Here is a 19,838-nt window from a genome sequence, read left to right on the forward strand (position 1 = left end):
GGTGGTCAGGGGCGCAGGGCCAGCCGGGCGGCCTGCCAGCCGCCCATGCCGTGCGCCCCGCCGCCCGGCGGCGTGGCCGCCGAGCACAGGAACACCCCCGGCAGCGGGGTGCGCCACGGCGCCGGGGACCACACCGGGCGGCGCAGGAACTGCGCGAGGCTGGACAGCCCGCCGGAGATGTCGCCGCCCACCAGGTTGGCGTCGAACGCCTCCAGCTCGGCCGGGCCCATGGCGTGCCGGGCCAGCACCCGCTCGCGGAAGCCGGGGGCGTACCTCTCGATCTGGGCCTCGATCGCGCCGGTCAGATCGGCGCGCGAGCCGTTCGGGACGTGGCAGTAGGCCCACAGGGTGTGCCCGCCCCGCGTCGGATCGGCCGCGTACGGCTGCACCACCAGCACGTACGGCCGCGGCGACACCCGCCCGGCGGCCGCCTCCGCCTCGCTGAGCGCGATCTCCTCCAGCGTCCCCCCGAGGTGGACCGTGCCCGCCCCGGCGACCGCCGGATCCCGCCACGGCACGGGCCCGTCCAGCGCCCAGTCGAGCTTGAACACCCCGGGGCCGTAGCGGTAGCGCTCCAGCCGCCGCCGGTAGCCGGCCGGCAGGTCGGCCATGGCGAGCAGTTGCCTGGGCGTCACGTCGAGCACCACGACGGGCGCCCGCACCTCGGCCAGCCGCCGCACCCGGTGCCCGGCGACGGCCTCGCCGCCCAGCGCGCGCAGCTCGGCCACCAGCGCGTCGGCCAGCACCTGCGACCCGCCCCGCACCAGCGGCCAGCCCACCGAGTGGGCCAGGGACGCCAGCAGCAGGCCGTAGCCGGCGCTGACGGGGGAGCGCAGGTCGAGGACGGAGTGCGCGGCCATGCCGGCGAGCACCGCCCGCGCCTCGGTCGTGCGGAAGGCCCGACGCGCGAACGTGGTGGCGGGCAGCAGCGCCGCCGCCCCGAACGCCGCCGCCTGCGCGAACGCCGCCGGCGGCACGCCGCCCCACGGCCCGAGCGGCTTGAGCAGCAGCTCCACCAGCGGCGGCCCGGCCCGCGCGGTCGCGCCGACGGTCGCCAGCCAGGCACGCCGGTCACGGCCGAGCCCGGCGGCCGTGCGTACGGGATCGCGGTGCACCAGCACCGCCGGGCGGCCGTCCAGCGGATGGGCGGCGGGCACCGGCGGATGGACGAACTCCACGCCCTTCAGCTCCAGCCCGCGGAAGGCGGGGGAGGCGAGGGCCATCGCCATGACGGTCGCGCCGAAGTCGTGCACCCGGCCTGGCAGGGTCAGCTCGCCGGAGCGGAGCGCGCCGCCGAACCGGTCGGCCGCCTCCAGCAGCAGCACCCGGCGTCCGGCGCGGGCCAGCGTGACGGCGGCGACGAGCCCGTTGGGCCCGGAGCCGACCACCACGGCGTCAGCGTCCACCCCGGGAGCGCCCGCCTACTTCGGCTGGAGGATGGAGGGGAGCGGCTGCGCGCCGCGCCGGTGCAGCAGGTCGGTCATCAGCTTGATCTCGCTGCTCTGCCCCTGGACGATCTTGCGCGCCATGTTCACCACCTCGGGCCGGGTCGACAGGTCGAGCAGGCCCTCGGCCATCTCCACCCCGCCCTCATGATGGCGGATCATGAGCTGCAGGAACAGCACCTCGGCCTGCGTGCCGTCGGCCGCCTTGAGCCTGGCCAGCTCCTCCGGTGAGGCCATGCCGGGCATCAGGCCGGTGCTCGCGACGCCGGCGGGCCCGGCTGTGGGCGCTGCGGCGCCGTGCCCGTGGCCGCTCATCCACGCCATCGGCCTGTCGCCGCCCGCCTGGTCCAGCCCCCACTGCTGCAGCCAGCCGAGGAACATGCCGCGCTGGTTGGCCTGCGTGTTGATGATGTCGAAGGCCAGGCTGGAGATCTCCTTGGCGGGCCGCTTGTCCCTGACGACGAAGGACATGTCGACGGCCTGCGCGTGGTGCACGGCCATGTCGCGGGCGAACCCGGCCTCCGGCGAGGAGTCGCCGGGCGTGCCCGAGCGACCGAAGAGCAGATAGGCCGCCGCGGCGAGCACCAGCACGCCGCAGACGATGAGCACGGGGTTTCTGAGGGGCTTGTCCATGACGCGTCCAGCGTACCCACCTGGGGACGAACCTGAGATCCCTGCCTTACGTCCGCCTTATTCTCCGCATACGCCGGAAGGGCATAAGGTGACCCCTGTTGGTACGCCGATGGAGGAACGATGACGAAGGAGAAGGCGCAGGCGCGGCGCGAGCATCTGCAGAAGATGCGGGCCGACCAGAAGCGCAAACAACGCCGCGCCGCGCTGCTCATGTGGGGCACGGGCGGGCTGATCATCGTCGTCCTGGTCGGTTTGGTGGGCTTCTACCTGGTGAAGCAGGCCCGTGAGACCTCGCTGGACGCCGTGACGAGCGCCAAGTACGAAGCCGGCGAGCACGTCTGGACCCCGGTCACCTACAAGGAGACCCCGCCGGTCGGCGGCCAGCACAACAACTACTGGCAGCAGTGCGCGATCTACGACAAGCCGATCCACCCCGAGCACGCCGTCCACTCGCTGGAGCACGGCGCGACCTGGATCACCTACCGGCCCGACCTGCCGAAGGCCCAGATCGACAAGCTGAAGGAAGTCGCCACGTCCACGGGCCAGCAGAACTACATGCTGATGAGCCCGTTCCCCAACCTGCCCTCGCCGATCGTTGTGTCCTCCTGGGGCCACCAGCTCAAGCTGACCGACCCGGCCGACCCCAAGCTGCCCGCCTTCATCAAGCGCTACCAGAACGGCGCCGACACGCCGGAGCCCGGCGCGACCTGCGGGGGCGACGGCGCCATCACCACCACGGCCGACGAGGCCCCGCTGCCGCCCGAGCCCACGGGCCAGCAGAACACCCCGATGGAGACGCTGCGGCCGTCGGCCAGCCCGTCGCAGCAGCAGCAGTAACCCGCGAGCGGGAACGACCGGCGCGGGGCGTGCTCAGCCGAGCACGTCCCGCGCCGGCGTCCATTCCAGCCCGTGCGCCTCGGCCACGGGCTCGCTGGTCAGCTGCCCCTCGTGCGTGCTCAGCCCGCGGGCCAGCGCCGGGTCCTCGCGCATGGCCCGCCGCCAGCCGAGGTCCGCGATGGAAAGCGCGTACGGCAACGTGACGTTGGTCAGCGCGAACGTCGAGGTGTGCGGCACCGCCCCCGGCATGTTGGCCACGCAGTAGAACAGCGACCGGTGCACCCGGTAGGTCGGCTCCTCGTGCGTCGTCGGCCGGGAGTCCTCGAAGCAGCCGCCCTGGTCGATCGAGATGTCCACCAGCACCGAGCCCGGCTTCATCCGCGCGACCAGGTCGTTGGTCACCAGCTTGGGCGCCTTCGCGCCGGGCACCAGCACCGCGCCGATCACCAGGTCGGCCTCCGTCACCGCCCGCTCGATCTCCAGCGTGTTCGACGCGACCGTCTGGCAGTGGCCCTGGTAGATGAGGTCGGCCTGGCGCAGCTTGTCGATGTTGCTGTCCAGCAGCAGCACCTCGGCCTGCATGCCGAGGGCGATGGCGGCGGCGTTCATGCCGGACACGCCCGCCCCGATGACGACGACGTGCGCCGCGTGCACGCCGGACACGCCGCCCATCAGCACGCCCCGGCCGCCCGCCGAGCGCATCAGGTGGTAGGCGCCGACCTGCGGCGCCAGCCGGCCCGCGACCTCCGACATGGGGGCCAGCAGCGGCAGCGCGCCGTTCGCCGTCTGGACGGTCTCGTACGCGACCGCCGTGCACCCCGAGTCCAGGAGCGCCCGCGTGCACGGCCGGGAGGCGGCCAGGTGGAGGTAGGTGAACAGCACCAGGCCCTTGCGCAGCCGGTGGTACTCCTCGGCGACCGGCTCCTTCACCTTCAGCACCAGGTCGGCCGCGCCCCACACCTCGTCGGCCTCCGGGACTATGACCGCGCCCGCCGCGGCGAAGTCGGCGTCGGGGATCGCCGACCCCTCGCCGGCGCCGCGCTCGACGTGGACCTGGTGGCCGTGGCGGACGAACTCGTGCACGCCCGCCGGCGTCAGCGCCACCCGGTATTCGCTGTTCTTGACCTCTACGGGAACACCGATCTTCATCGATCGCCTTCCGTCCGCGCCGATTTTGCGGTCAATCCGCGATCCGTCATGATTACCTTGCCCCGGCCGGTCCTCGATAGGCTCTCCGCGGCCCGAACGTCAGGATGGGAACGTCATCGATGGACAAGCCGGAAGCGCAGCCCCCCGCGGATCCGGAGGAGCCGCAGGCCAGCAGACTCACCACCATCGTGCTGATCGTCTCGCTCGTGCTGGTGGTGCTCGTGGCCGGCGTGCTCGGCACCGTCGCGGTCCTGATGACCAAGAACCCCGACCAGCCGCTGCTCGGCGGCGCCCCGCCGGTCAGGCTGGCGGTGCCGCTGCACTTCGCCCCGGTCAAGGAGTTCAAGCCCGCGCCGTGCCCGGGCGAGCAGGCCGTGCTCGACGAGGAGCAGCGCACCTGCTACCTCCTGGAGGACGGCGTCACCGTGCTGTCGGTGCAGCGCATCGAGCCGATCAGGGAGAAGGACGGCCAATACTCCGTCCGCATCGCCGTCGCCGCCGGGTTCAAGGACAAGCTGGTCGAGCTCGTCGACGAGCTGGAGCCCGACCAGCGGCAGCTCGCCGTCGTGCTCGCGCCCGCCGAGCCGGAGCAGCCCAAGACGGTGGTGGCCGCGCCCGTCGTGACCGAGCCGATGAGCGGCGACAGCCTGCGCATCGCCGGGTTCACCAAGGAGGAGGCCGACGCCCTGACCGCGCGGCTGCTCGGCCCGTCCGCGGGCGCCTCGCCCGCCACCTCCCCGCCGGGCACCGACCCCGGCACCGACCCCGGCACCGCCACGAACCCCGGGACCGACCCCGGCGCGACCCCGCCGACCACTCCGCCCGCGACCCCGCCCGCGTCGTCGGGGACGCAGCCGGGCGCCGCGACCTCTCCCGGCGTCACGAGCCCCGCCTCCGGCACCGGCGGCGAGGACCCGCGCTACGCCTCCTGCAAGGAGGCCGTGGCGCACGGCTACGGCCCCTACTCCAAGGGCGTCCACACGGAATACACCTGGTACACCGACACCGACCGCAACGGCGTCGCCTGCAACAGCGGCGACCTCGGCTGATCAGGCGAACAGCCGCTCCAGCCAGTCGATCGCGAAATAGGCGAGGAACACCAGCGACACCACCCACAGCAGCCACGGGATCTCGGCGAACCTGCCCCTGGCCGCCTTGATCAGGGTGTAGGAGATGACGCCCGCGCCGACCCCGTTGGTGATCGAGTACGTGAACGGCATCAGCGCGATGGTGAGGAACGCCGGGATGGCGACGTCCACGTCCTGCCAGGGCACGTTCCTGCTCTGCATCATCATCAGCGCCCCGACCAGCACCAGCGCGGGAGCGGCGGCCGCGGCGGGCACCACGCCGGCGAGCGGCGTGAACAGCAGCGTCAGCCCGAGCAGCGCCCCGGTCGCCACGCTGGCCAGGCCGGTGCGCGCGCCCTCGCCGACGCCCGCCGCCGACTCCACGAACACGGTGTTCGCCGAGGCGCTGACCGAGCCGCCCACCATGCCGGCGACCCCGTCCACGGTGAGGATGCGGCCGAGACGCGGCACCTGGCCGGCCCGGTCCACCAGGCCGGCCTCGTCGCTGACGCCGATGATGGTGCCCATCGCGTCGAAGAAGCCCGACAGGACGAGCGTGAACAGCACGACGGCCGCGGTCAGCGCCCCCGCCCTGGCGAAGCCGCCGAACAGGTCGAACTGCCCCACCAGCCCGAAGTCCGGCGCGGCGACCAGCGACTCGGGCACCCGCGGCGTCACCACGCCCCACGACCGGGGATCGACGGTGGCCACGGAGTTCACCAGGACCGACAGGGCCGCGGTCACCACGATGCTGATGAGGATGGCGGCCGGGGTGCGGCGGGCGTACAGGGCGATCATCAGCAGCAGGCCGAAGCAGAACATCACGACCGGCCAGCCCGTCAGATGACCGGTGGCGCCGAGCTGCACGGGCGTGCCCGAGCCCGCGGCCACGAACCCGGCGTCCACCAGGCCGATGAGCGCGACGAACAGCCCGATGCCGACGCTGATGGCGTGCTTGAGCGCGAGCGGGATGGCGTTCATGATCAGGGTGCGCAGGCCGGTCACGGCCAGCAGGATGATCACGAAGCCGCCGAGCACCACCAGGCCCATCGCCTCGCGCCAGGTCATGTGGGGGGCGGCCTGGTAGGCGACGACCGCGTTGAGCCCCAGCCCGGCGGCCAGGCCGAAGGGCGCGTTGCCGACGAACGCCATGAGCAGCGTCGAGATCGCCGCCGCCAGCGCGGTGCTGGTGGTCAGCTGCACGATGGAGAGCTGGGCGCCCGTGACGTCCTTCGCCCCGGCCAGGATGATCGGGTTGAGCAGGATGATGTACGCCATGGCCATGAAGGTGGTGATCCCGCCACGCACCTCGCGGCCGACCGTGGTCTCGCGCCGGGTCAGCTCGAAGAGCCGGTCGAGCACGCCTTCCCCCCTTTGTGATCAGGGGGAGTGCCCGTTGCCTACCCGGCGCCGGACTAGATCACGCCTTCTCGTGCCTGCCGTGGCCGACCAGCCCGACGAACTCCTCCAGGCCGATCGTTCCGTCGCCGTCGCGGTCGGCGGAGCTGATGAACGCCTCGATCTCGCTCTCGGTCGCGCCCTGCCCGCCGAGCGCCTCGTTGGCGCTGCGGATCTCTTCGGCGGTCAGCAGACCGTCGCCGTCGGTGTCGAACCGGCGGAACTCGGCCTCGGCGGCCTCGCGCGCGCTCGTCATCACGTACCTCCCCGTCAGACCCGACCCTTCGCGTCAGGCCCCCTTTTCGTCAGACAAGGCGATATCTTCCGGCCTGATCGGAACGCGCGTCAACCGGAGCCCGGTCGCCGCCCGCACGGCCGCCGCGACGGCCGGGGTCGAGGACAGGGTCGGGGGCTCGCCCGCGCCACGCAGCCCGTACGGAGCCGCCGGGTCCGGATTTTCCAGGATTTTCAGTTGCATCGGCGGCATGTCGAGGATCGTGGGGATCAGGTAGTCGGTGAACGACGGATTGGCCACCACGCCGTCGCGTACCCGGATCTCCTCCATCAGCGCCAGCCCGAGCCCCTGCGCCGAGCCGCCGTGGATCTGGCCCTCCAGCGCCTGCGGGTTGAGCACCCGGCCGACGTCCTGCACCGCCGCCAGCTCCACGACCTTGACCAGGCCCAGCTCCACGTCCACGTCCACCACGGCCCGGTGCACGCACAGCGCGAGCTGCGTGTGCGAGTCGCCCTGCCCGGTCACCGGGTCCATCGGGTACGTCGGCCGGTGCCGGTACTCGCGGGTCTCCTCGATCGGCCCGTACCGCTCCAGCGCCTCCCGCGCGGGCAGCCCGCCGAACCGCGCGCGCACGGCCTCGCAGGCCGCCCGCACCGCGCCGCCGGTCACGTACGACTGCCGCGACGCCGACGACGACCCCGCCGAGCCCACCGAGGTGTCCGCCGTCGCCACCGTGACGTCGGCGATGCCCAGCTCCGTCCGGGCGATCTGGGCCTGCACCGTCACCAGCCCCTGGCCCACCTCGGCGGCCGCGGTGTGCACGGTCACGTGCGGCTCGCCATTCACCAGTTCGGCGCGCACCCGGGCCGTCGAGTAGTCGTCGAAGCCCTCGGAGAAGCAGATGTTCTTGATCCCGACGCCGTAGCCGACGCCGCGCCGCACCGACTCGCCGTGCGTCGTCTGGGACACCCCGCCCGGCAGCGCCCGCAGCTCCCCTTCCTGCCGCCCGCCGGGCAGCGGCATGGCCTCCAGGTCGCGCAGCATGTCCGCCAGCGGCGCGGGGGAGTCGATGAGCTGACCGGTGATGAGCCGCGAGCCCTGCGTCACCGCGTTGCGCACCCGGATCTCCACCGGCGACAACCCGCACGCCTCGGCCAGCCGGTCCATCTGCGACTCGTAGGCGTAGCACGCCTGCACCGCGCCGAAGCCGCGCATCGCGCCGCACGGCGGGTTGTTGGTGTAGACGCCGGTCGCGACCACGTCCACGTTCGGCACCTCGTACGGGCCCACGCCCAGCGAGGCCGCGTTGCCCACCACGGCGGGGGAGGAGGAGCAGTACGCGCCGCCGTCCAGCAGGATGTCCGCCTTGACGTAGACGAGCCGGCCGTCCCTGGTGGCGCCGTGCTCGTAGCGCATCCGGGCCGGATGGCGGTGCACGTGCCCGAAGAACGACTCCTCGCGGCCGTAGCTCATCTTGACCGGGCGGCCGAGGCGCAGCGCCAGCATGCAGGCGTGCACCTGCATCGACAGGTCCTCGCGGGCGCCGAACGCGCCGCCCACGCCCGACAGCGTCAGCCGTACCTTCTCCGGCGGCAGGCCCAGGCAGGGGGCGAGCTGGTCGCGGTCCACGTGCAGCCACTGCGTGGCGACGAACAGGTCCACGCCGCCGTCCTCGGCCGGGATCGCCAGGCCCGCCTCCGGGCCGAGGAACGCCTGGTCCTGCATGCCGACCTCGTACTCGCCGGTGACCACGACCTCCGCCTCGAAGGTGTCGCCGACCCGGACCGGCTGGCGGCGGACGATCTCGGTGGCCCGGCGCGGGTCGGTCACCGGCTCGCGCACCTCGTACTCGACCACGATCGCCGCGGCCGCCCGGCGGGCCGTCTCGGGATGGTCGGCGGCCACCAACGCCACCGGCTCCCCCTGGTAGCGCACCTGGTCGACGGCCAGCACCGGCTGGTCCTTGTGGTCCAGGCCGTAGAACTTCTCGCCGGGGACGTCCTCGTGGGTGAGCACCGCGTGCACACCGGCGATCTTCAGCGCGGGGCCGGCGTCGATCGAGCGGATCCACGCCGACGGGTGCGGGCTGCGCAGCGTCGCGCCCCACGCCATGCCGTCGATCCACAGGTCGGAGGCGTAGGCGAACTCGCCCGTCACCTTCAGCGTGGCGTCCGGCCGCCTGGCGCTCTCGCCCACCCCGCTCAGCGTCGTGTACGTGTCCGCCGTGTCCGTCATCTTCCGAGTAGAGCACCGTCGCCGTGCCGGGTCCTATGCACACTGCTGAAATCCCGGTCAAAGCCTGTAACAACCGGCTTGTATATTCCTCCAAGTGCGGATCCGTGACCTGCTGGACATTTCCGGCCTGCGGCTGAGGCTGCTGACCGGCGACCCCGACCGCGAGTTCGCCACGGTGCACATCACCGACCTGCCCGAGCCGGGGCGCTACCTGTCGGGCGGCGAGCTGGTGCTGACCGGGCTCATGTGGCGGCAGGCGCCCGAGGACTCCGCGCGGTTCGTGACCACCCTCGCCGAGGCCGGGGTCGCCGCCGTCGGCGCGGGCGCCGCCCTGCTCGGCCACGTGCCCGACGACCTCGTGGCCGCCTGCGCGGCCGCCGGGCTGCCGCTGCTGGAGGTGCCGACCGAGGTCTCCTTCCGCACCCTCACCGAGCTCGCCGCGCCCCGCCCGTCCGGCGACGTACGGGCCGCGCTCGGCCGCCACCGCAGGCTCGTCGCGGCCGTCGCCGAGGGCGCGGACCTGCGTGAGCTGTTCGAGGTGGCCGCCGCCGAGCTGGGCGTCACCGGCGCCGTCGTGACCGCGTCAGGCCACGTCGTCGTGGGCACGGTGGCCGAGCCCGAGGAGGTCGCGCGGGCGTACCTGACCGCGCCGCGGCTGCCCGCCCGCGCCCACGGCCGCACGATCTTCGCCGTGGGCCGCGGTCACCGCGCCGCCGGCTGGGCGCTGGCCCTCGACGGCGACCTGCTCGACCGCGCCGACCTCGGCTACGAGCTGGCCGCCTGCGTCGGGCTCGAACGCATGCGCGTGGAGGAGGGCCGCCGGGTGGAGCGGCGGCTCGCCGAGCAGCTCGTCGTGGCCGCGCTCGCCGGGGCCGACGCGGCCGAGCTCAACGCCCGGCTGCGGACCTGCGGGGTCGGCGCGGCCGAGCCGTACGCGGTGGTGGACGTCACGGCGCCCCGCCCCGGAGCCACCCGCGGGCCCGACCCCGCCACCCTCGGCGGGCAGGTCGTGGAGGAGTTGCTGGGACGCGAGGTCGTCGCGGCGGCCGGGGCCGACGGCGCGGTGGCCGTGGTGCCGCTGCGCGGAGGCACCGCCGATGAGCTGGCCGCCCGGCTGCGCGCCGCGGCCGGCGTGCTGTCGGCGCTGCCTGACACGCGGGTGTGTGCGGGGCTCAGCGGGGCGCTCACGGGGGCGGCGGCGCTGAAGGGCGGCGTCGAGGAGGCCGGGCACGCCCGCCGGCTGGCCGAGGCGCGCGGCGGCGGCGTGGTGACCAGTGACGAGATCTACACCCATGCGTTGCTGCTGGCCACCGTGCCGGCCGAGGTGCGCCGCTCCTTCGCCGACCGGCTGCTGTCGCCGCTGCTCGACTATGACCGCCGCCACCAGTCGGAGCTGGTGCGTACGCTCGGCGTCTTCCTGGACTGCGCCGGCTCGTGGAACGCCTGCGCCGAACGGCTCCACGTGCACGTCAACACGGTCCGCTACCGGGTGCGCAGGATCGAGGAGCTGACCGGCAGGAACCTGGCCACGATGGCCGACCGGGTCGATTTCTACCTCGCCCTGCGCGACACCGCCCCACCCCGGTAGCGGGGGAGGAGCGGGACGGCAGAGGGAACGCGACGGGACGACGCCGGCTCCTGCGGAGGAGCAGGCCCGCGAGCGCGGTGCGGTTTTCGTGCTCGGAAGACTCGCGCGCCCCCTCGTGCCGGTTCAGCTCAACAGCAGTAGATCTCGTATGCAGAACTGATGGAAGACGTGTCGGCACTTGCGGCCGTAACATTGCTTCCAATGGTCACCACGACAGCGATCGCAGTGACCAGGGCGGACAGGGCAATGCGCATACGCATGGGGGTTCTCCCTCGCCTATGTAGTTGCTTGGACATATCTTCTCAGGGAGCGACGACTGTGACCACATCTGACCTAGTCGGACTCCGCATCAAGACGGTTAGGCGACAACGCGGCCTGTCGCAGGCACAGTTGGCGCATCCCGAGCTGTCGGACAGTTACGTCTCGTTGATCGAGAGTGGAAAGCGTACCCCGACGCCCGCCGTCCTGGAGCTGCTGGCCCAGAAACTCGACTGCTCGCTGTCCTATCTGATCAACGGCGTCACCGCCGAGCAGATGGAGGACATCGAGCTCGCCCTCGGCTACGCGCGGCTCGCGCTCGAGAACGGCGAAGTCACCGAGGCCCGCAACCGTTTCGCGGAGCTGCTGGCCAACAACAACCTGACAGGGCTCACCTCGCTGCGTCAAGAGGCGGAGTTCGGGCTGGCGCTCGCCACGGAGGCCTGCGGCGACCTCGCCGAGGCCGCCTCGATCCTGCTCAGGCTGCAGGAGAGCGAGCTCCCCGCCGACCGGCGCGTCGAGGTCACGATGGTGCTCTGCCGGGTCTACCGGGAGAGCGAGCAGCTCACCAAGGCCGTCGAGGTGGGCGAGCGGATGCTGCTCGGCAGCGCCCGTCAGCCCTGGGCCGACGGGCTGGTCGAGCTGGGCGCCACGCTGCTGGCCGCCTACATCGAGCGCGGCGACCTGCTGCGCGCCCGCCAGTTCGCGGCCGAGCTGCTCAACGCCGCCGACGCGCTCGGCACGCCGCGCGCGATCGTCGCCGCCAACTGGAACGCCTCCAGCGCCGCCTACCTCACCGGCCACCTGGAGGAGGCCCTGTCCCTCGCCGAGCGGGCCCTGGCGGTGCAGCTGGAGCACGGCAGCCCGCGCAACGTCGCCCGCATGCGGGGGTCGTTCCTGCGCAAGCGGCTCACGGCCAGGCCCGCCGAGGCCGCGGACGTGCGTGAGGCGCTGCGCGCGACGCTGGAGGAGTTCGAGCAGACCTCGACGAGCACCTTCGACCGCTGCCACCTCACCCTCGACCTGGCCATGGCCGACTACCTGTGCGGCGACTACGCCGCGGCCGCCGAGCACGCCAGGCTGGGCAGGGACCTGCTGCCGGAGTTCGGGCACGTGCTCGGCGCCGAGGCGGGCCTGCTGCTCGGCCGGGCCTACGGCGCGGTCGGCCGCTCGGAGGAGGCGGCCGAGCACGTGGCGTCCGTGCGCGACTGGCTGACGCCGCTGCCCGACTCCCGCCGCTCCGCCTCCACCTGGTTCGCCACCGCGGCCACCATGGAGGAGCTGGGCGACGAGGAGGGCGCGGTGGAGGCCTACCAGCGGGCGCTCGCCTGCGTGGGGCTGTAGCGGGGTCCGGACCGGGCGGTGGCGTCGGTAGCCTGGGGGGTGCCATGAAGACTTCCCCGATCGCGGCCCTCACCGCGATACTCGCCGCCCTGCTCGCGTCCGGACTGCTCGTGGCCGGCACGGCCGCCCCGGCGCTGGCGCACGACTCGCTGAAGAGCAGCTCCCCCGCCAAGGGAGCCGAGGTCGAGTCCCTCGACGAGGTCCGGCTGGAGTTCAGCGCCCGGGTCCGTCTGCCGTTCGTCGTGCTCAACGGGCCCGGCGGCGCCCAATACCAGGCCGGCGAGCCGGAGCAGGACGGCGCGGTGGTCCGGCAGGCGGTCAAGCCGTCGCTGCCGGGCGGCAAATACACCATCGCCTACCGCGTCGTGTCCTCCGACGGGCATCCGATCGAGGGCGAGATCCCGTTCACGCTGAAGGCCCCGGCCGCCGAGGAGACCCCCTCGGCGAGCGCCGAGCCCTCGACGCCGGCCTCCTCCGAGGCGGCGGCCCCGCCGGCGTCCGCGCCGGCCTCCTCAGCGGCGGCTCAGGAGCCGGCCGCCGCGCCCGCGGCGGCAGAGGACGGCGGCGGGTCGTTCCCCGTCTGGCTGATCATCGTGATCGGCGCCCTGGTCGGCATCGGCATCGGCTTCCTGCTCAGCGCGCGGAAGAGCAAGCCATGAGCAGGGCGGCGCGGCTCGGCCTCGCGGGCGTGGCGGCCGCGGTCGCCGCCCTCGTCCTCGGCATGATCGCCGGTGGCACGGCCTTCCCCAGGATCATCCCCGGCCTGCCCGACGCCGGCGCGGTGGTCCGGTGGGGCCTGCCCGTCTCCAAGATGCTCATGGACGTCGCCGGCCTGCTCACGGTGGGCCTGCTGCTCATGGCCACCGCGCTGCTGCCCAGCGACAAGGGCATGCTCGGCGCCTCCGCGCTCGAATACGTCAAGGCCGCCTCCTGGGCGGCGCTGACCTGGGCCGGCGCGGCGTTCCTCGCCATCGTCTTCGGCGCCGCCGAGTCCATCGGCCGCACCCTGCCGCAGGTGTTCGACGGCGTCCTGCTCAGCAGCTACGCCACCCAGACCACGCAGGGCGTCGCGCTCACCCTCGTCGTGCTGTTCGCCGTGGCCATCGCGCTGTTCTCGCGCGGGGCGATCACCGCGGGCGCCTCGGCGGGGCTGCTGGCGCTCGCCCTCGTCACGATGCTGCCGCCGCCGCTGACCGGCCACACCTCCTCCTCGCCCAACCACGACCTGGCCACCTCGTCGGTGGCGCTGCACCTGCTGGCGCTCGCCCTGTGGGTGGGCGGCCTGGTCGTGCTGGCCGGCCACGCCCTGCGCCGTGAGCCGCAGCTCGACGTGGCCGCCGCGCGCTTCTCCCGGATGGCGCTCTGGTGCTACGCCGGGGTGGGGCTGTCCGGCGTGTTCGCGCTGGTCGCCAGGCTGGGCGCGCTCTCCGACCTGTGGACCGACGAGTACGGCCTGCTCGCCCTCGCCAAGCTCGTCGCGTTCGTGCTGCTCGGCTACGTCGGCTACTGGCACCGCCAGCGCACCCTCACCCGCCTCCAGGCCGGCGAGCCCGGGGCCTTCGCCCGGCTGGCCGGCGGCGAGACGCTGCTCATGCTCGCCACCGTCGGCCTGGCCGTCGCGCTGTCGCGCACCCCGCCGCCCGACTACAGCATCCCCGCCGACCGCGCCTACGAACTGCTCGGCTTCCCGCTCCCGCCGGAGCTCACGCTCGGCAGGATCTTCAGCCTGTGGTGGCTCGACCTGTTCTTCGCCCTGGTCGCCGCCGTGCTCGCCGGGCTCTACGCGGCCGGCGTCGTACGCCTGCGCCGCCGCGGCGACGCCTGGCCCTGGGGCCGCACCGTGTCCTGGTTCGCCGGGGTGGCGCTGCTGGTGTTCGTCACGCAGAGCGGGCTGGCCCGCTACGCCAAGGTCATGTTCGACATGCACATGATCGAGCACATGACGCTGTCCATGGTCGTGCCCATCTTCCTCGTCCTCGGCGGGCCGATCACGCTCGCGCTGCGCGCGCTCAAGCCCGCCGTCAGGAAGGGCGACCGGGGGCCGCGCGAGTGGATCACCACGATCCTGCACAGCCGCTACACCAAGGTCGTCACGCATCCGGTCGTCGCCACGGTCATCTTCGTCGCCTCGACGTACGCGCTGTACTTCACGCCGCTGTTCGAGTCGGCGATGACCGAGCACCTCGGCCACATCTGGATGACCGTGCACTTCCTCGTCAGCGGCTGCCTGTTCTTCTGGGTGATCATCGGCGTCGATCCAGGCCCCAACCGGCTCCCGCACGTCGGCCGGCTGCTCATGCTCTTCGTCACGATGCCGTTCCACGCCTTCTTCGGCATCGCGCTGATGATGACCGGCTCCGTCATCGCCTCCGGCTGGTACGACCAGCTCGGCCGCACCTGGGGCGACAACCTGCTGCAGACCCAGCAGGACGGCGGCGCCATCGCCTGGGGCTTCGGCGAGATCCCGACGCTCATCGTGCTGCTGGCCATCGCCTTCCAGTGGTACCGCGACGACGACCGGCAGGCCCGCAGGAGCGACCGCCGCGCGGACCGGGGCTCGAGCGACCCCGAACTCGACTCCTACAACGCCTACCTCGCCCGGCTCAACAAGGCCGACCAGGGCGAGTAGCCGATCGGCCACGGCCCTCTATCTTCCGTTTCACGTCTCTGGACCGCCAGGTAGCCTTGCTCCTGGGGGAGAGGGGCATAACCCTGTCAGCAAGCGGCGCGCAGCCTTGAGGGGGGACGCGCGGCCGGGCGGATCGCCGGAGTGGGGACCGGCGTGGGGTGCCGAGGAAGGCGAAACCAGTGGAAGAGACGCGCATGCGTGGGGGGCAAAGCCTGGCCGAGGCGCTCGAGAGTTACCTCGCCGAGTGGGGGGAGCGGTCGGGGATCGCCGTGGAGATCTGGGCCCTTCCGGCCGGCGAGGTGCCCGCGGGGGTGTGCGCCGGGGTCATGACCGCCATGCGCGAGGCCCTGGACAACGTCGAGCGGCACAGCGGCGCGAGGACCGTCTCGATCGCCGTCACGGCGGGGAGCGGCGGCCTTCGGGTCACGGTGAGCGACGACGGGCGCGGCTTTCACGGCGCCGCCACGGGGCATGCCAAGGGGCGCGCCGCCGGGCAGGGCATCGCCCGCATGCGGGCGGCGTTCGCCGAGGTCGGCGGCAGCCTGTCGGTCAACAGCGTGCCGGGCGAGGGCACCACGGTCACCGGAGTGGTGCCGAGGCGCCCTTAGCGGCATCAGGGGAGGGTGAGGATCTCGCTGCCCGTCTCGGTGACCACGATCGTGTGCTCGAACTGGGCCGTGCGCTTGCGGTCGGCGGTGACCGCCGTCCACTTGTCGGGCCAGATCTCGTATTCGATGGTGCCGAGCGTGAGCATCGGCTCGATCGTGAACGTCATGCCGGGCACCAGCTCCACCCGCAGCGACGGGTCGTCGTAGTGCGGCACCATGAGGCCGGAGTGGAAGGACGCGCCGATGCCGTGGCCGGTGAAGTCGCGCACCACTCCATAGCCGAACCGTTTGGCGTAGGCCTCGATGACGCGGCCCACGACGTTGAGCTGGCGGCCGGGGGCGACGGCCCTGATGGCCCGCATCATGGCCTCGCGGGTGCGTTCGACCAGCAGCCGTGACTCCTCGTCCACCTCGCCGACCAGGAACGTCGCGTCGGTGTCGCCGTGGACGCCGCCGATGTAGGCGGTGATGTCGACGTTGACGATGTCGCCGTCGCGCAGCACCGTGTCGTCGGGGATGCCGTGGCAGATGACCTCGTTGATCGAGGTGCACAGAGACTTCGGGTAGCCCTTGTAGCCGAGCGTGCTGGGGTAGGCGCCGTGGTCGAGAAGGAACTCGTGCCCGACGACGTCGAGCTCGTCGGTGGTGACGCCCGGCCTGACGTGCTTGCCGACCTCTTCGAGAGCCTGCGCGGCGATCCGGCCCGCCACCCGCATCCGCTCGATCATCTCGGGGGTCTTCACGTCGGACTCGCCGGTCTTGGGGCGCTTCTTACCGACGTACTCCGGCCGCTCGATGTGGGCGGGGACCTTTCGCATGGGCGAAACTCGCCCGGGCTGGAGCAGTGTCGTCATGAACTATGAGTCTACGGGGCAGAATTGACCCCGTGAGCGAAGGCCAGTGGTGGTTCTGTCTGAAGCACATGCGGGTCGAGCCCGACCAGGGCTGCCCCAACAAGGACCGGATGGGTCCCTACGCCTCGCAGGAGGAGGCGGCCGGGGCGCTGCAACGCGCCGCCGACCGCAACAAGGCGTGGGACGAGGCGGAGCAGGACGACGACTGATCCGCGGGCGGTCACAGCACCGCGTAGGCCCGTACGGGGAAGGTCCCCATGCCCGCGATCATGGGTGGCGCGGCGTGCAGGCGGAAACCCTCCTCGGGCAGGGCCGCCAGGTTCGTCAGGTGCTCCACCAGCGGGATCCCCGCCCCCAGCAGGATCGTGTGGGCGGGGCGTTCGCCGTGCGGCGGGGTGTCGTCGATGTTGAGCGAGTCGATCCCGACCAGCGCCGCGCCCTGCTCGGCCAGCCAGGCGGCCGACTGCGGCGCCAGGTAGGGGTGGCCGTCGACGTAGGCCTCGGTGCCGAAGTGGCGGTCCCAGCCGGTGTGCACGAGCACGGCCTTGCCGCGCACGTCGAGGCTCCGGTCGACGGTCACCGCGCGGCCCGGCCCCTCGGCCCGCACCACCAGGCCGGGCAGGTCGGCGAGCCGGTCGATCGGCATCGCGGCGAGGTCCTGGCCGTCGGGGTAGCGGTGGAAGGGCGTGTCGACGTACGTGCCGGTGTTGGCGGCCAGGGCGATCGTGGCCATGTGGAACTCGGTGCCCGGGGCGTACACCGCCCGGGAGTCCTCCCTGCTCAGGTGGACGCCGATGCGCGGGGCCGGGATGCCGGGGTAGGTCACCAGGCCGTCGTGGACGCGGTGGCTGAGCTCGACGATCATCTCGCGGCACCGACCTTGGCGAGCTTGACGAGGGCGACCACGCCGATGGCGGCCCAGACGAGGTTGAGCCCGGCCGACGGCCAGGCGGCGCTCCAGGCGCTGTTGACCATGAGCCCGACCGCGCCGAAGAGGTTCATGACCTGATAGGTCAGCCCGTCGCCCTGGATGCGCCCGGACGAGACGAGGGCGTAGGCCGAGAGCAGGACGGCCGCGCCCGCCCAGCCGACGACCGCGAGAAGGAGATCCATGCCAGGATTCTCCTGGCCCCTCGCGGTAAAGCACAAATAAAGAAACATGAAGTTCCCCGTAAGCTGATCTGTATGGACATCGACCCCCGGCGGCTGCGGATCCTGCACGAGGTCGCCCGCCGCGGCGGCGTCATGCGGGCCGCCGAGGCACTCCACCTGACCCCCTCCGCCGTCTCCCAGCAGCTCGCCCAGCTCGAACGCGAGGTCGGGCTGGCCCTCATCGACCGCTCCCAGCGCAGCGTGTCGCTCACCCCCGCCGGGCGGGTGCTGGCCGGCTACGCCGAGCGGGTGGAGGAGGAGCTGCTGGAGGCCCGGCGCGAGCTCACCCGCTTCACCGACCGGCTGGCCGGGCCGGTGGGCATCGCGGCGTTCCCCACCTTCATCAAGCACATACTGGTGCCCGCCCTGCGCGCGCTGGCCGAGAGCCATCCGAAGATCGTCCCCGTCATCCACGAGATCTACGGCCAGCCCGCGCTGCAGGAGCTGCGGCTCGGCGCGGTGGACGTGGTCATCACCGAGCAGGACATGGGGCTGCCCGCGCTGACCCAGCCGTTGCTCAGCACACGCCTGCTGTACGTGGACGAGTACCGCATCGTGCTGCCGCCCGACCTGCCGGACCCGCCGCGCACGGTCGCCGACCTGGCCCGGCTGCCGTGGGTGGCCGCTGAGCAGGACCAGGCGTGCGGGCAGGCGCTGGTGCGGCTGGCGGGGCTGCACGGGTTCGAGCCGCGGAAGGTGCACGTCATCACCGAGTTCGGGCCGACGCTGGCGCTGGTGGCGGCGGGGCACGGGGTGGCGATCGTGCCCGCGCTGGCGCTGCTGGACGTGCCCGAGGGGGAGGTGCGGGTGAGCGAGCTGCGGGACGTGGGGGCGCGGCGGATGGATGCGGTCACGCGGGTGAGCCGGACCAGGTCGGGCGAGCCGGACCCGGTGCAGGCGGTGGTGATCGCCGCGATCGAGGAGGCCACGGCGGCGCTCCAGGCCCCCTTGAGCGACCGCCTCCGCACCCGGCCCGCCCAGCCCGACCCCGTCTGACCGGCCGTCGACGGCCCGCCAGGACCGCCGCCGGCCTGCCTTCAGTCGGGGAGCTGAGGGCCGCTGACCCTGTCGAGGAGGCGGGCGAGGCGGCCGCGGAGGCCGAGGCGCTGCTCCACCTCGCCGGCCGCCGCGCTCACCAGGTGCTGGGCGCCGTCGAAGGTGACCAGCCCCTCGCGCGGCACCTCCAGCGTGTCGTGCGCGAGCCCGGCCAGCTCCCGGTCGCCGCCCTCGATGGCGAGGACGGTGGCGCCGGTGCGGCGGGCGTCGTCCACCCGCTCCAGCAGCGGCACCGGCGCCCGCTGCTCGGCCAGCACGAACAACGTCTCCCCGCGCGCCGTCCGCTCCAGCCGGTCGAGCCCGACACGCAGGTGGGCGGGGGCGTCGGCGGGCGGCGCCCAGCGCACCAGCGTGGGCGTGAGCTGCGGCAGCCCGGAGAACCGCGCCTCGTCGGCGAGGTGGGCGGTCAGGTGCCAGGGCTCGTCCTCCGGTGTGCCGATCAGCAGCAGCCCGCCGGGGGAGCGGGTGGCGCGCAACGCCTGGCCGAGGTCACGGGCACGGTCGAGCCAGCTCGTACGGGCCAGGAGTTCGCGCAGAAGTGCCACCGATCCCGAGTCCATGAGCCCATGGTGCCGGACGCTCCCGTACGGGGGAGCTGTTTCGGAAGTGATGCTTTGACACCCTGTGCGCTCCGGCGGTCAGCGAGCCCTCGCGCTCGCCACGCGCGAGGCGGCTGGCATGATGCGAGGCATGACTGACGTGAACGTGAGCGGGCTCTCCATCGGCATCCTCGGCGGCACCGGCGACCAGGGGAAGGGCCTGGCGCGGCGGTTCGCGCTGGCCGGGCATCCGGTGCTCATCGGCTCCCGCAGCGCCGGGCGCGCCCAGGAGGCGGCCGAGACCATCGGCGAGGGCGCGCGCGGCGCGGCCAACGCCGACGTCGCCAAGGAGGCCGACCTGGTGATCGTGGCCGTCCCGTACGAGGGCCACAAGGCGCTGCTGGAGTCGCTGCGCGCCGAGCTGGCCGGCAAGATCGTGGTGGACTGCGTGAACCCGCTCGGCTTCGACAAGCAGGGCGCCTACGCGCTGCCCGTCGAGGAGGGCAGCGCCGCGCAGCAGGCCGCGGCCGTGCTGCCGGACAGCCGGGTGGTGGCGGCCTTCCACCACGTCTCGGCGGTCGTGCTGCTGGACCCGGCGGTCGACAAGGTGGACCTGGACGTGCTGGTGCTGGGCGACGACCGCGAGGCGACCGAGACGGTGCAGGCGCTGGCCGCGGTGATCCCGGGCGTGCGCGGGGTGTACGGCGGGCGGCTGCGCAACGCCCGCCAGGTCGAGGCGTTCACCGCCAACCTCATCTCGATCAACCGCCGCTACAAGGCGCACGCCGGCCTGCGGATCACCGACATCTGA

Annotated in this window: 20 protein-coding genes; 10 read left to right on the forward strand and 10 right to left on the reverse strand. The window is 73.0% G+C overall.

Annotated elements, in window-relative coordinates; all coding sequences use genetic code 11:
- Positions 1–5 precede the first annotated feature (5 nt).
- Both AC27IY_RS24795 and AC27IY_RS24800 read right to left on the reverse strand, forming a co-directional pair.
- Positions 6–1,406 (reverse strand): phytoene desaturase family protein, encoded by a 1,401-nt coding sequence (locus AC27IY_RS24795; protein ID WP_487179310.1) that lies wholly within the window; start codon positions 1,404–1,406, stop codon positions 6–8.
- A gap of 15 nt (positions 1,407–1,421) precedes the next feature.
- Positions 1,422–2,078 (reverse strand): DUF305 domain-containing protein, encoded by a 657-nt coding sequence (locus tag AC27IY_RS24800; protein ID WP_487179311.1) that lies wholly within the window; start codon positions 2,076–2,078, stop codon positions 1,422–1,424.
- Positions 2,079–2,198: 120 nt separating this feature from the next.
- Between AC27IY_RS24800 and AC27IY_RS24805 the strand changes: the two genes are divergently transcribed.
- Positions 2,199–2,915, forward strand: a complete 717-nt coding sequence (locus tag AC27IY_RS24805) for a thioredoxin-like domain-containing protein (RefSeq protein ID WP_344214419.1) — start codon at positions 2,199–2,201, stop codon at positions 2,913–2,915.
- A gap of 33 nt (positions 2,916–2,948) precedes the next feature.
- On the opposite strand, the gene ald is transcribed toward AC27IY_RS24805, so the two are convergent.
- Positions 2,949–4,064: an alanine dehydrogenase gene (gene ald / locus AC27IY_RS24810; protein ID WP_344214421.1), complete on the reverse strand. Its 1,116-nt coding sequence runs from the start codon at positions 4,062–4,064 to the stop codon at positions 2,949–2,951.
- A gap of 119 nt (positions 4,065–4,183) precedes the next feature.
- On the opposite strand from ald, the gene AC27IY_RS24815 reads away from it, so the two are divergent.
- Positions 4,184–5,113, forward strand: coding sequence for an excalibur calcium-binding domain-containing protein (locus tag AC27IY_RS24815; protein WP_487179312.1), 930 nt, complete (start codon positions 4,184–4,186; stop codon positions 5,111–5,113).
- Here AC27IY_RS24815 and AC27IY_RS24820 read toward each other — a convergent pair whose 3' ends face one another.
- The 3 genes from AC27IY_RS24820 to AC27IY_RS24830 are packed head-to-tail and all read right to left on the reverse strand — an operon-like array spanning position 5,114 to position 8,999.
- Complete coding sequence (locus AC27IY_RS24820; RefSeq protein WP_423472543.1) at positions 5,114–6,493, reverse strand: NCS2 family permease; 1,380 nt, start codon at positions 6,491–6,493, stop codon at positions 5,114–5,116.
- 58 nt (positions 6,494–6,551) lie between these two features.
- Positions 6,552–6,785, reverse strand: coding sequence for an EF-hand domain-containing protein (locus AC27IY_RS24825; protein ID WP_344214427.1), 234 nt, complete (start codon positions 6,783–6,785; stop codon positions 6,552–6,554).
- 33 nt (positions 6,786–6,818) lie between these two features.
- Positions 6,819–8,999 carry a molybdopterin cofactor-binding domain-containing protein gene (locus AC27IY_RS24830; protein ID WP_423452873.1) on the reverse strand — a complete coding sequence of 727 codons (2,181 nt, stop codon included), beginning with the start codon at positions 8,997–8,999 and terminating at the stop codon, positions 6,819–6,821.
- A 94-nt stretch (positions 9,000–9,093) separates the two neighbouring features.
- Here AC27IY_RS24830 and AC27IY_RS24835 point away from each other — a divergent pair, with 94 nt between their 5' ends.
- The 5 genes from AC27IY_RS24835 (at position 9,094) to AC27IY_RS24855 (ending at position 15,426) form a co-directional block, all read left to right on the forward strand.
- The gene (locus AC27IY_RS24835; protein WP_487179313.1) at positions 9,094–10,587 is read left to right on the forward strand and encodes a PucR family transcriptional regulator; all 1,494 of its coding nucleotides are present in this window, start codon (positions 9,094–9,096) and stop codon (positions 10,585–10,587) included.
- Between the two features lie 258 nt (positions 10,588–10,845).
- The gene (locus tag AC27IY_RS24840) at positions 10,846–12,189 is read left to right on the forward strand and encodes a helix-turn-helix domain-containing protein (protein ID WP_371250380.1); all 1,344 of its coding nucleotides are present in this window, start codon (positions 10,846–10,848) and stop codon (positions 12,187–12,189) included.
- Between the two features lie 44 nt (positions 12,190–12,233).
- On the forward strand, positions 12,234–12,848 hold the full coding sequence (locus tag AC27IY_RS24845) for a copper resistance CopC family protein (RefSeq protein ID WP_487179314.1): 615 nt from the start codon (positions 12,234–12,236) through the stop codon (positions 12,846–12,848).
- The gene (locus AC27IY_RS24850; protein ID WP_423452870.1) at positions 12,845–14,818 is read left to right on the forward strand and encodes a bifunctional copper resistance protein CopD/cytochrome c oxidase assembly protein; all 1,974 of its coding nucleotides are present in this window, start codon (positions 12,845–12,847) and stop codon (positions 14,816–14,818) included. Before AC27IY_RS24845 ends, AC27IY_RS24850 begins: the two co-directional genes overlap by 4 nt.
- 194 nt (positions 14,819–15,012) lie before the next feature.
- Positions 15,013–15,426, forward strand: coding sequence for a sensor histidine kinase (locus tag AC27IY_RS24855; RefSeq protein WP_487179315.1), 414 nt, complete (start codon positions 15,013–15,015; stop codon positions 15,424–15,426).
- 5 nt (positions 15,427–15,431) lie between these two features.
- On the opposite strand, the gene map is transcribed toward AC27IY_RS24855, so the two are convergent.
- Positions 15,432–16,280, reverse strand: coding sequence for a type I methionyl aminopeptidase (gene map / locus AC27IY_RS24860; RefSeq protein ID WP_344214440.1), 849 nt, complete (start codon positions 16,278–16,280; stop codon positions 15,432–15,434).
- A 5-nt stretch (positions 16,281–16,285) separates the two neighbouring features.
- Here map and AC27IY_RS24865 point away from each other — a divergent pair, with 5 nt between their 5' ends.
- Positions 16,286–16,489, forward strand: coding sequence for a hypothetical protein (locus tag AC27IY_RS24865; protein ID WP_344214442.1), 204 nt, complete (start codon positions 16,286–16,288; stop codon positions 16,487–16,489).
- A gap of 11 nt (positions 16,490–16,500) precedes the next feature.
- Here the strand turns inward: AC27IY_RS24865 and AC27IY_RS24870 are convergent, their stop codons facing one another.
- Both AC27IY_RS24870 and AC27IY_RS24875 read right to left on the reverse strand, forming a co-directional pair.
- A complete protein-coding gene (locus tag AC27IY_RS24870; protein ID WP_487179316.1) occupies positions 16,501–17,145 on the reverse strand; it encodes a cyclase family protein in 645 nt (214 codons plus the stop codon).
- On the reverse strand, positions 17,142–17,393 hold the full coding sequence (locus tag AC27IY_RS24875; protein WP_371250365.1) for a CBU_0592 family membrane protein: 252 nt from the start codon (positions 17,391–17,393) through the stop codon (positions 17,142–17,144). Before AC27IY_RS24875 ends, AC27IY_RS24870 begins: the two co-directional genes overlap by 4 nt.
- A 72-nt stretch (positions 17,394–17,465) precedes the next feature.
- Between AC27IY_RS24875 and AC27IY_RS24880 the strand changes: the two genes are divergently transcribed.
- Positions 17,466–18,428, forward strand: coding sequence for a LysR family transcriptional regulator (locus tag AC27IY_RS24880; protein ID WP_487179317.1), 963 nt, complete (start codon positions 17,466–17,468; stop codon positions 18,426–18,428).
- A 41-nt stretch (positions 18,429–18,469) separates the two neighbouring features.
- Here the strand turns inward: AC27IY_RS24880 and AC27IY_RS24885 are convergent, their stop codons facing one another.
- A complete protein-coding gene (locus AC27IY_RS24885; protein ID WP_344214450.1) occupies positions 18,470–19,048 on the reverse strand; it encodes a hypothetical protein in 579 nt (192 codons plus the stop codon).
- Between the two features lie 130 nt (positions 19,049–19,178).
- On the opposite strand from AC27IY_RS24885, the gene npdG reads away from it, so the two are divergent.
- The gene (gene npdG / locus AC27IY_RS24890) at positions 19,179–19,838 is read left to right on the forward strand and encodes an NADPH-dependent F420 reductase (RefSeq protein ID WP_487179318.1); all 660 of its coding nucleotides are present in this window, start codon (positions 19,179–19,181) and stop codon (positions 19,836–19,838) included.

Source organism: Nonomuraea sp. B208 (assembly GCF_057536035.1).

Excerpts from the sequence above, each read along its gene's own strand:
- AC27IY_RS24880 (WP_487179317.1), top strand. The coding sequence starts at position 17,466 with ATGGACATCGACCCCCGGCGGCTGCGGATCCTGCACGAGGTCGCCCGC.
- ald (WP_344214421.1), bottom strand. The coding sequence starts at position 4,064 with ATGAAGATCGGTGTTCCCGTAGAGGTCAAGAACAGCGAATACCGGGTG.
- AC27IY_RS24850 (WP_423452870.1), top strand. The coding sequence starts at position 12,845 with ATGAGCAGGGCGGCGCGGCTCGGCCTCGCGGGCGTGGCGGCCGCGGTC.
- AC27IY_RS24840 (WP_371250380.1), top strand. The coding sequence starts at position 10,846 with ATGGGGGTTCTCCCTCGCCTATGTAGTTGCTTGGACATATCTTCTCAG.
- AC27IY_RS24805 (WP_344214419.1), top strand. The coding sequence starts at position 2,199 with ATGACGAAGGAGAAGGCGCAGGCGCGGCGCGAGCATCTGCAGAAGATG.
- AC27IY_RS24830 (WP_423452873.1), bottom strand. The coding sequence starts at position 8,999 with ATGACGGACACGGCGGACACGTACACGACGCTGAGCGGGGTGGGCGAG.
- AC27IY_RS24875 (WP_371250365.1), bottom strand. The coding sequence starts at position 17,393 with ATGGATCTCCTTCTCGCGGTCGTCGGCTGGGCGGGCGCGGCCGTCCTG.
- map (WP_344214440.1), bottom strand. The coding sequence starts at position 16,280 with ATGACGACACTGCTCCAGCCCGGGCGAGTTTCGCCCATGCGAAAGGTC.
- AC27IY_RS24815 (WP_487179312.1), top strand. The coding sequence starts at position 4,184 with ATGGACAAGCCGGAAGCGCAGCCCCCCGCGGATCCGGAGGAGCCGCAG.
- AC27IY_RS24845 (WP_487179314.1), top strand. The coding sequence starts at position 12,234 with ATGAAGACTTCCCCGATCGCGGCCCTCACCGCGATACTCGCCGCCCTG.
- AC27IY_RS24865 (WP_344214442.1), top strand. The coding sequence starts at position 16,286 with ATGAGTCTACGGGGCAGAATTGACCCCGTGAGCGAAGGCCAGTGGTGG.
- AC27IY_RS24855 (WP_487179315.1), top strand. The coding sequence starts at position 15,013 with ATGCGTGGGGGGCAAAGCCTGGCCGAGGCGCTCGAGAGTTACCTCGCC.
- AC27IY_RS24825 (WP_344214427.1), bottom strand. The coding sequence starts at position 6,785 with ATGACGAGCGCGCGCGAGGCCGCCGAGGCCGAGTTCCGCCGGTTCGAC.
- npdG (WP_487179318.1), top strand. The coding sequence starts at position 19,179 with ATGACTGACGTGAACGTGAGCGGGCTCTCCATCGGCATCCTCGGCGGC.
- AC27IY_RS24870 (WP_487179316.1), bottom strand. The coding sequence starts at position 17,145 with ATGATCGTCGAGCTCAGCCACCGCGTCCACGACGGCCTGGTGACCTAC.
- AC27IY_RS24800 (WP_487179311.1), bottom strand. The coding sequence starts at position 2,078 with ATGGACAAGCCCCTCAGAAACCCCGTGCTCATCGTCTGCGGCGTGCTG.
- AC27IY_RS24885 (WP_344214450.1), bottom strand. The coding sequence starts at position 19,048 with ATGGACTCGGGATCGGTGGCACTTCTGCGCGAACTCCTGGCCCGTACG.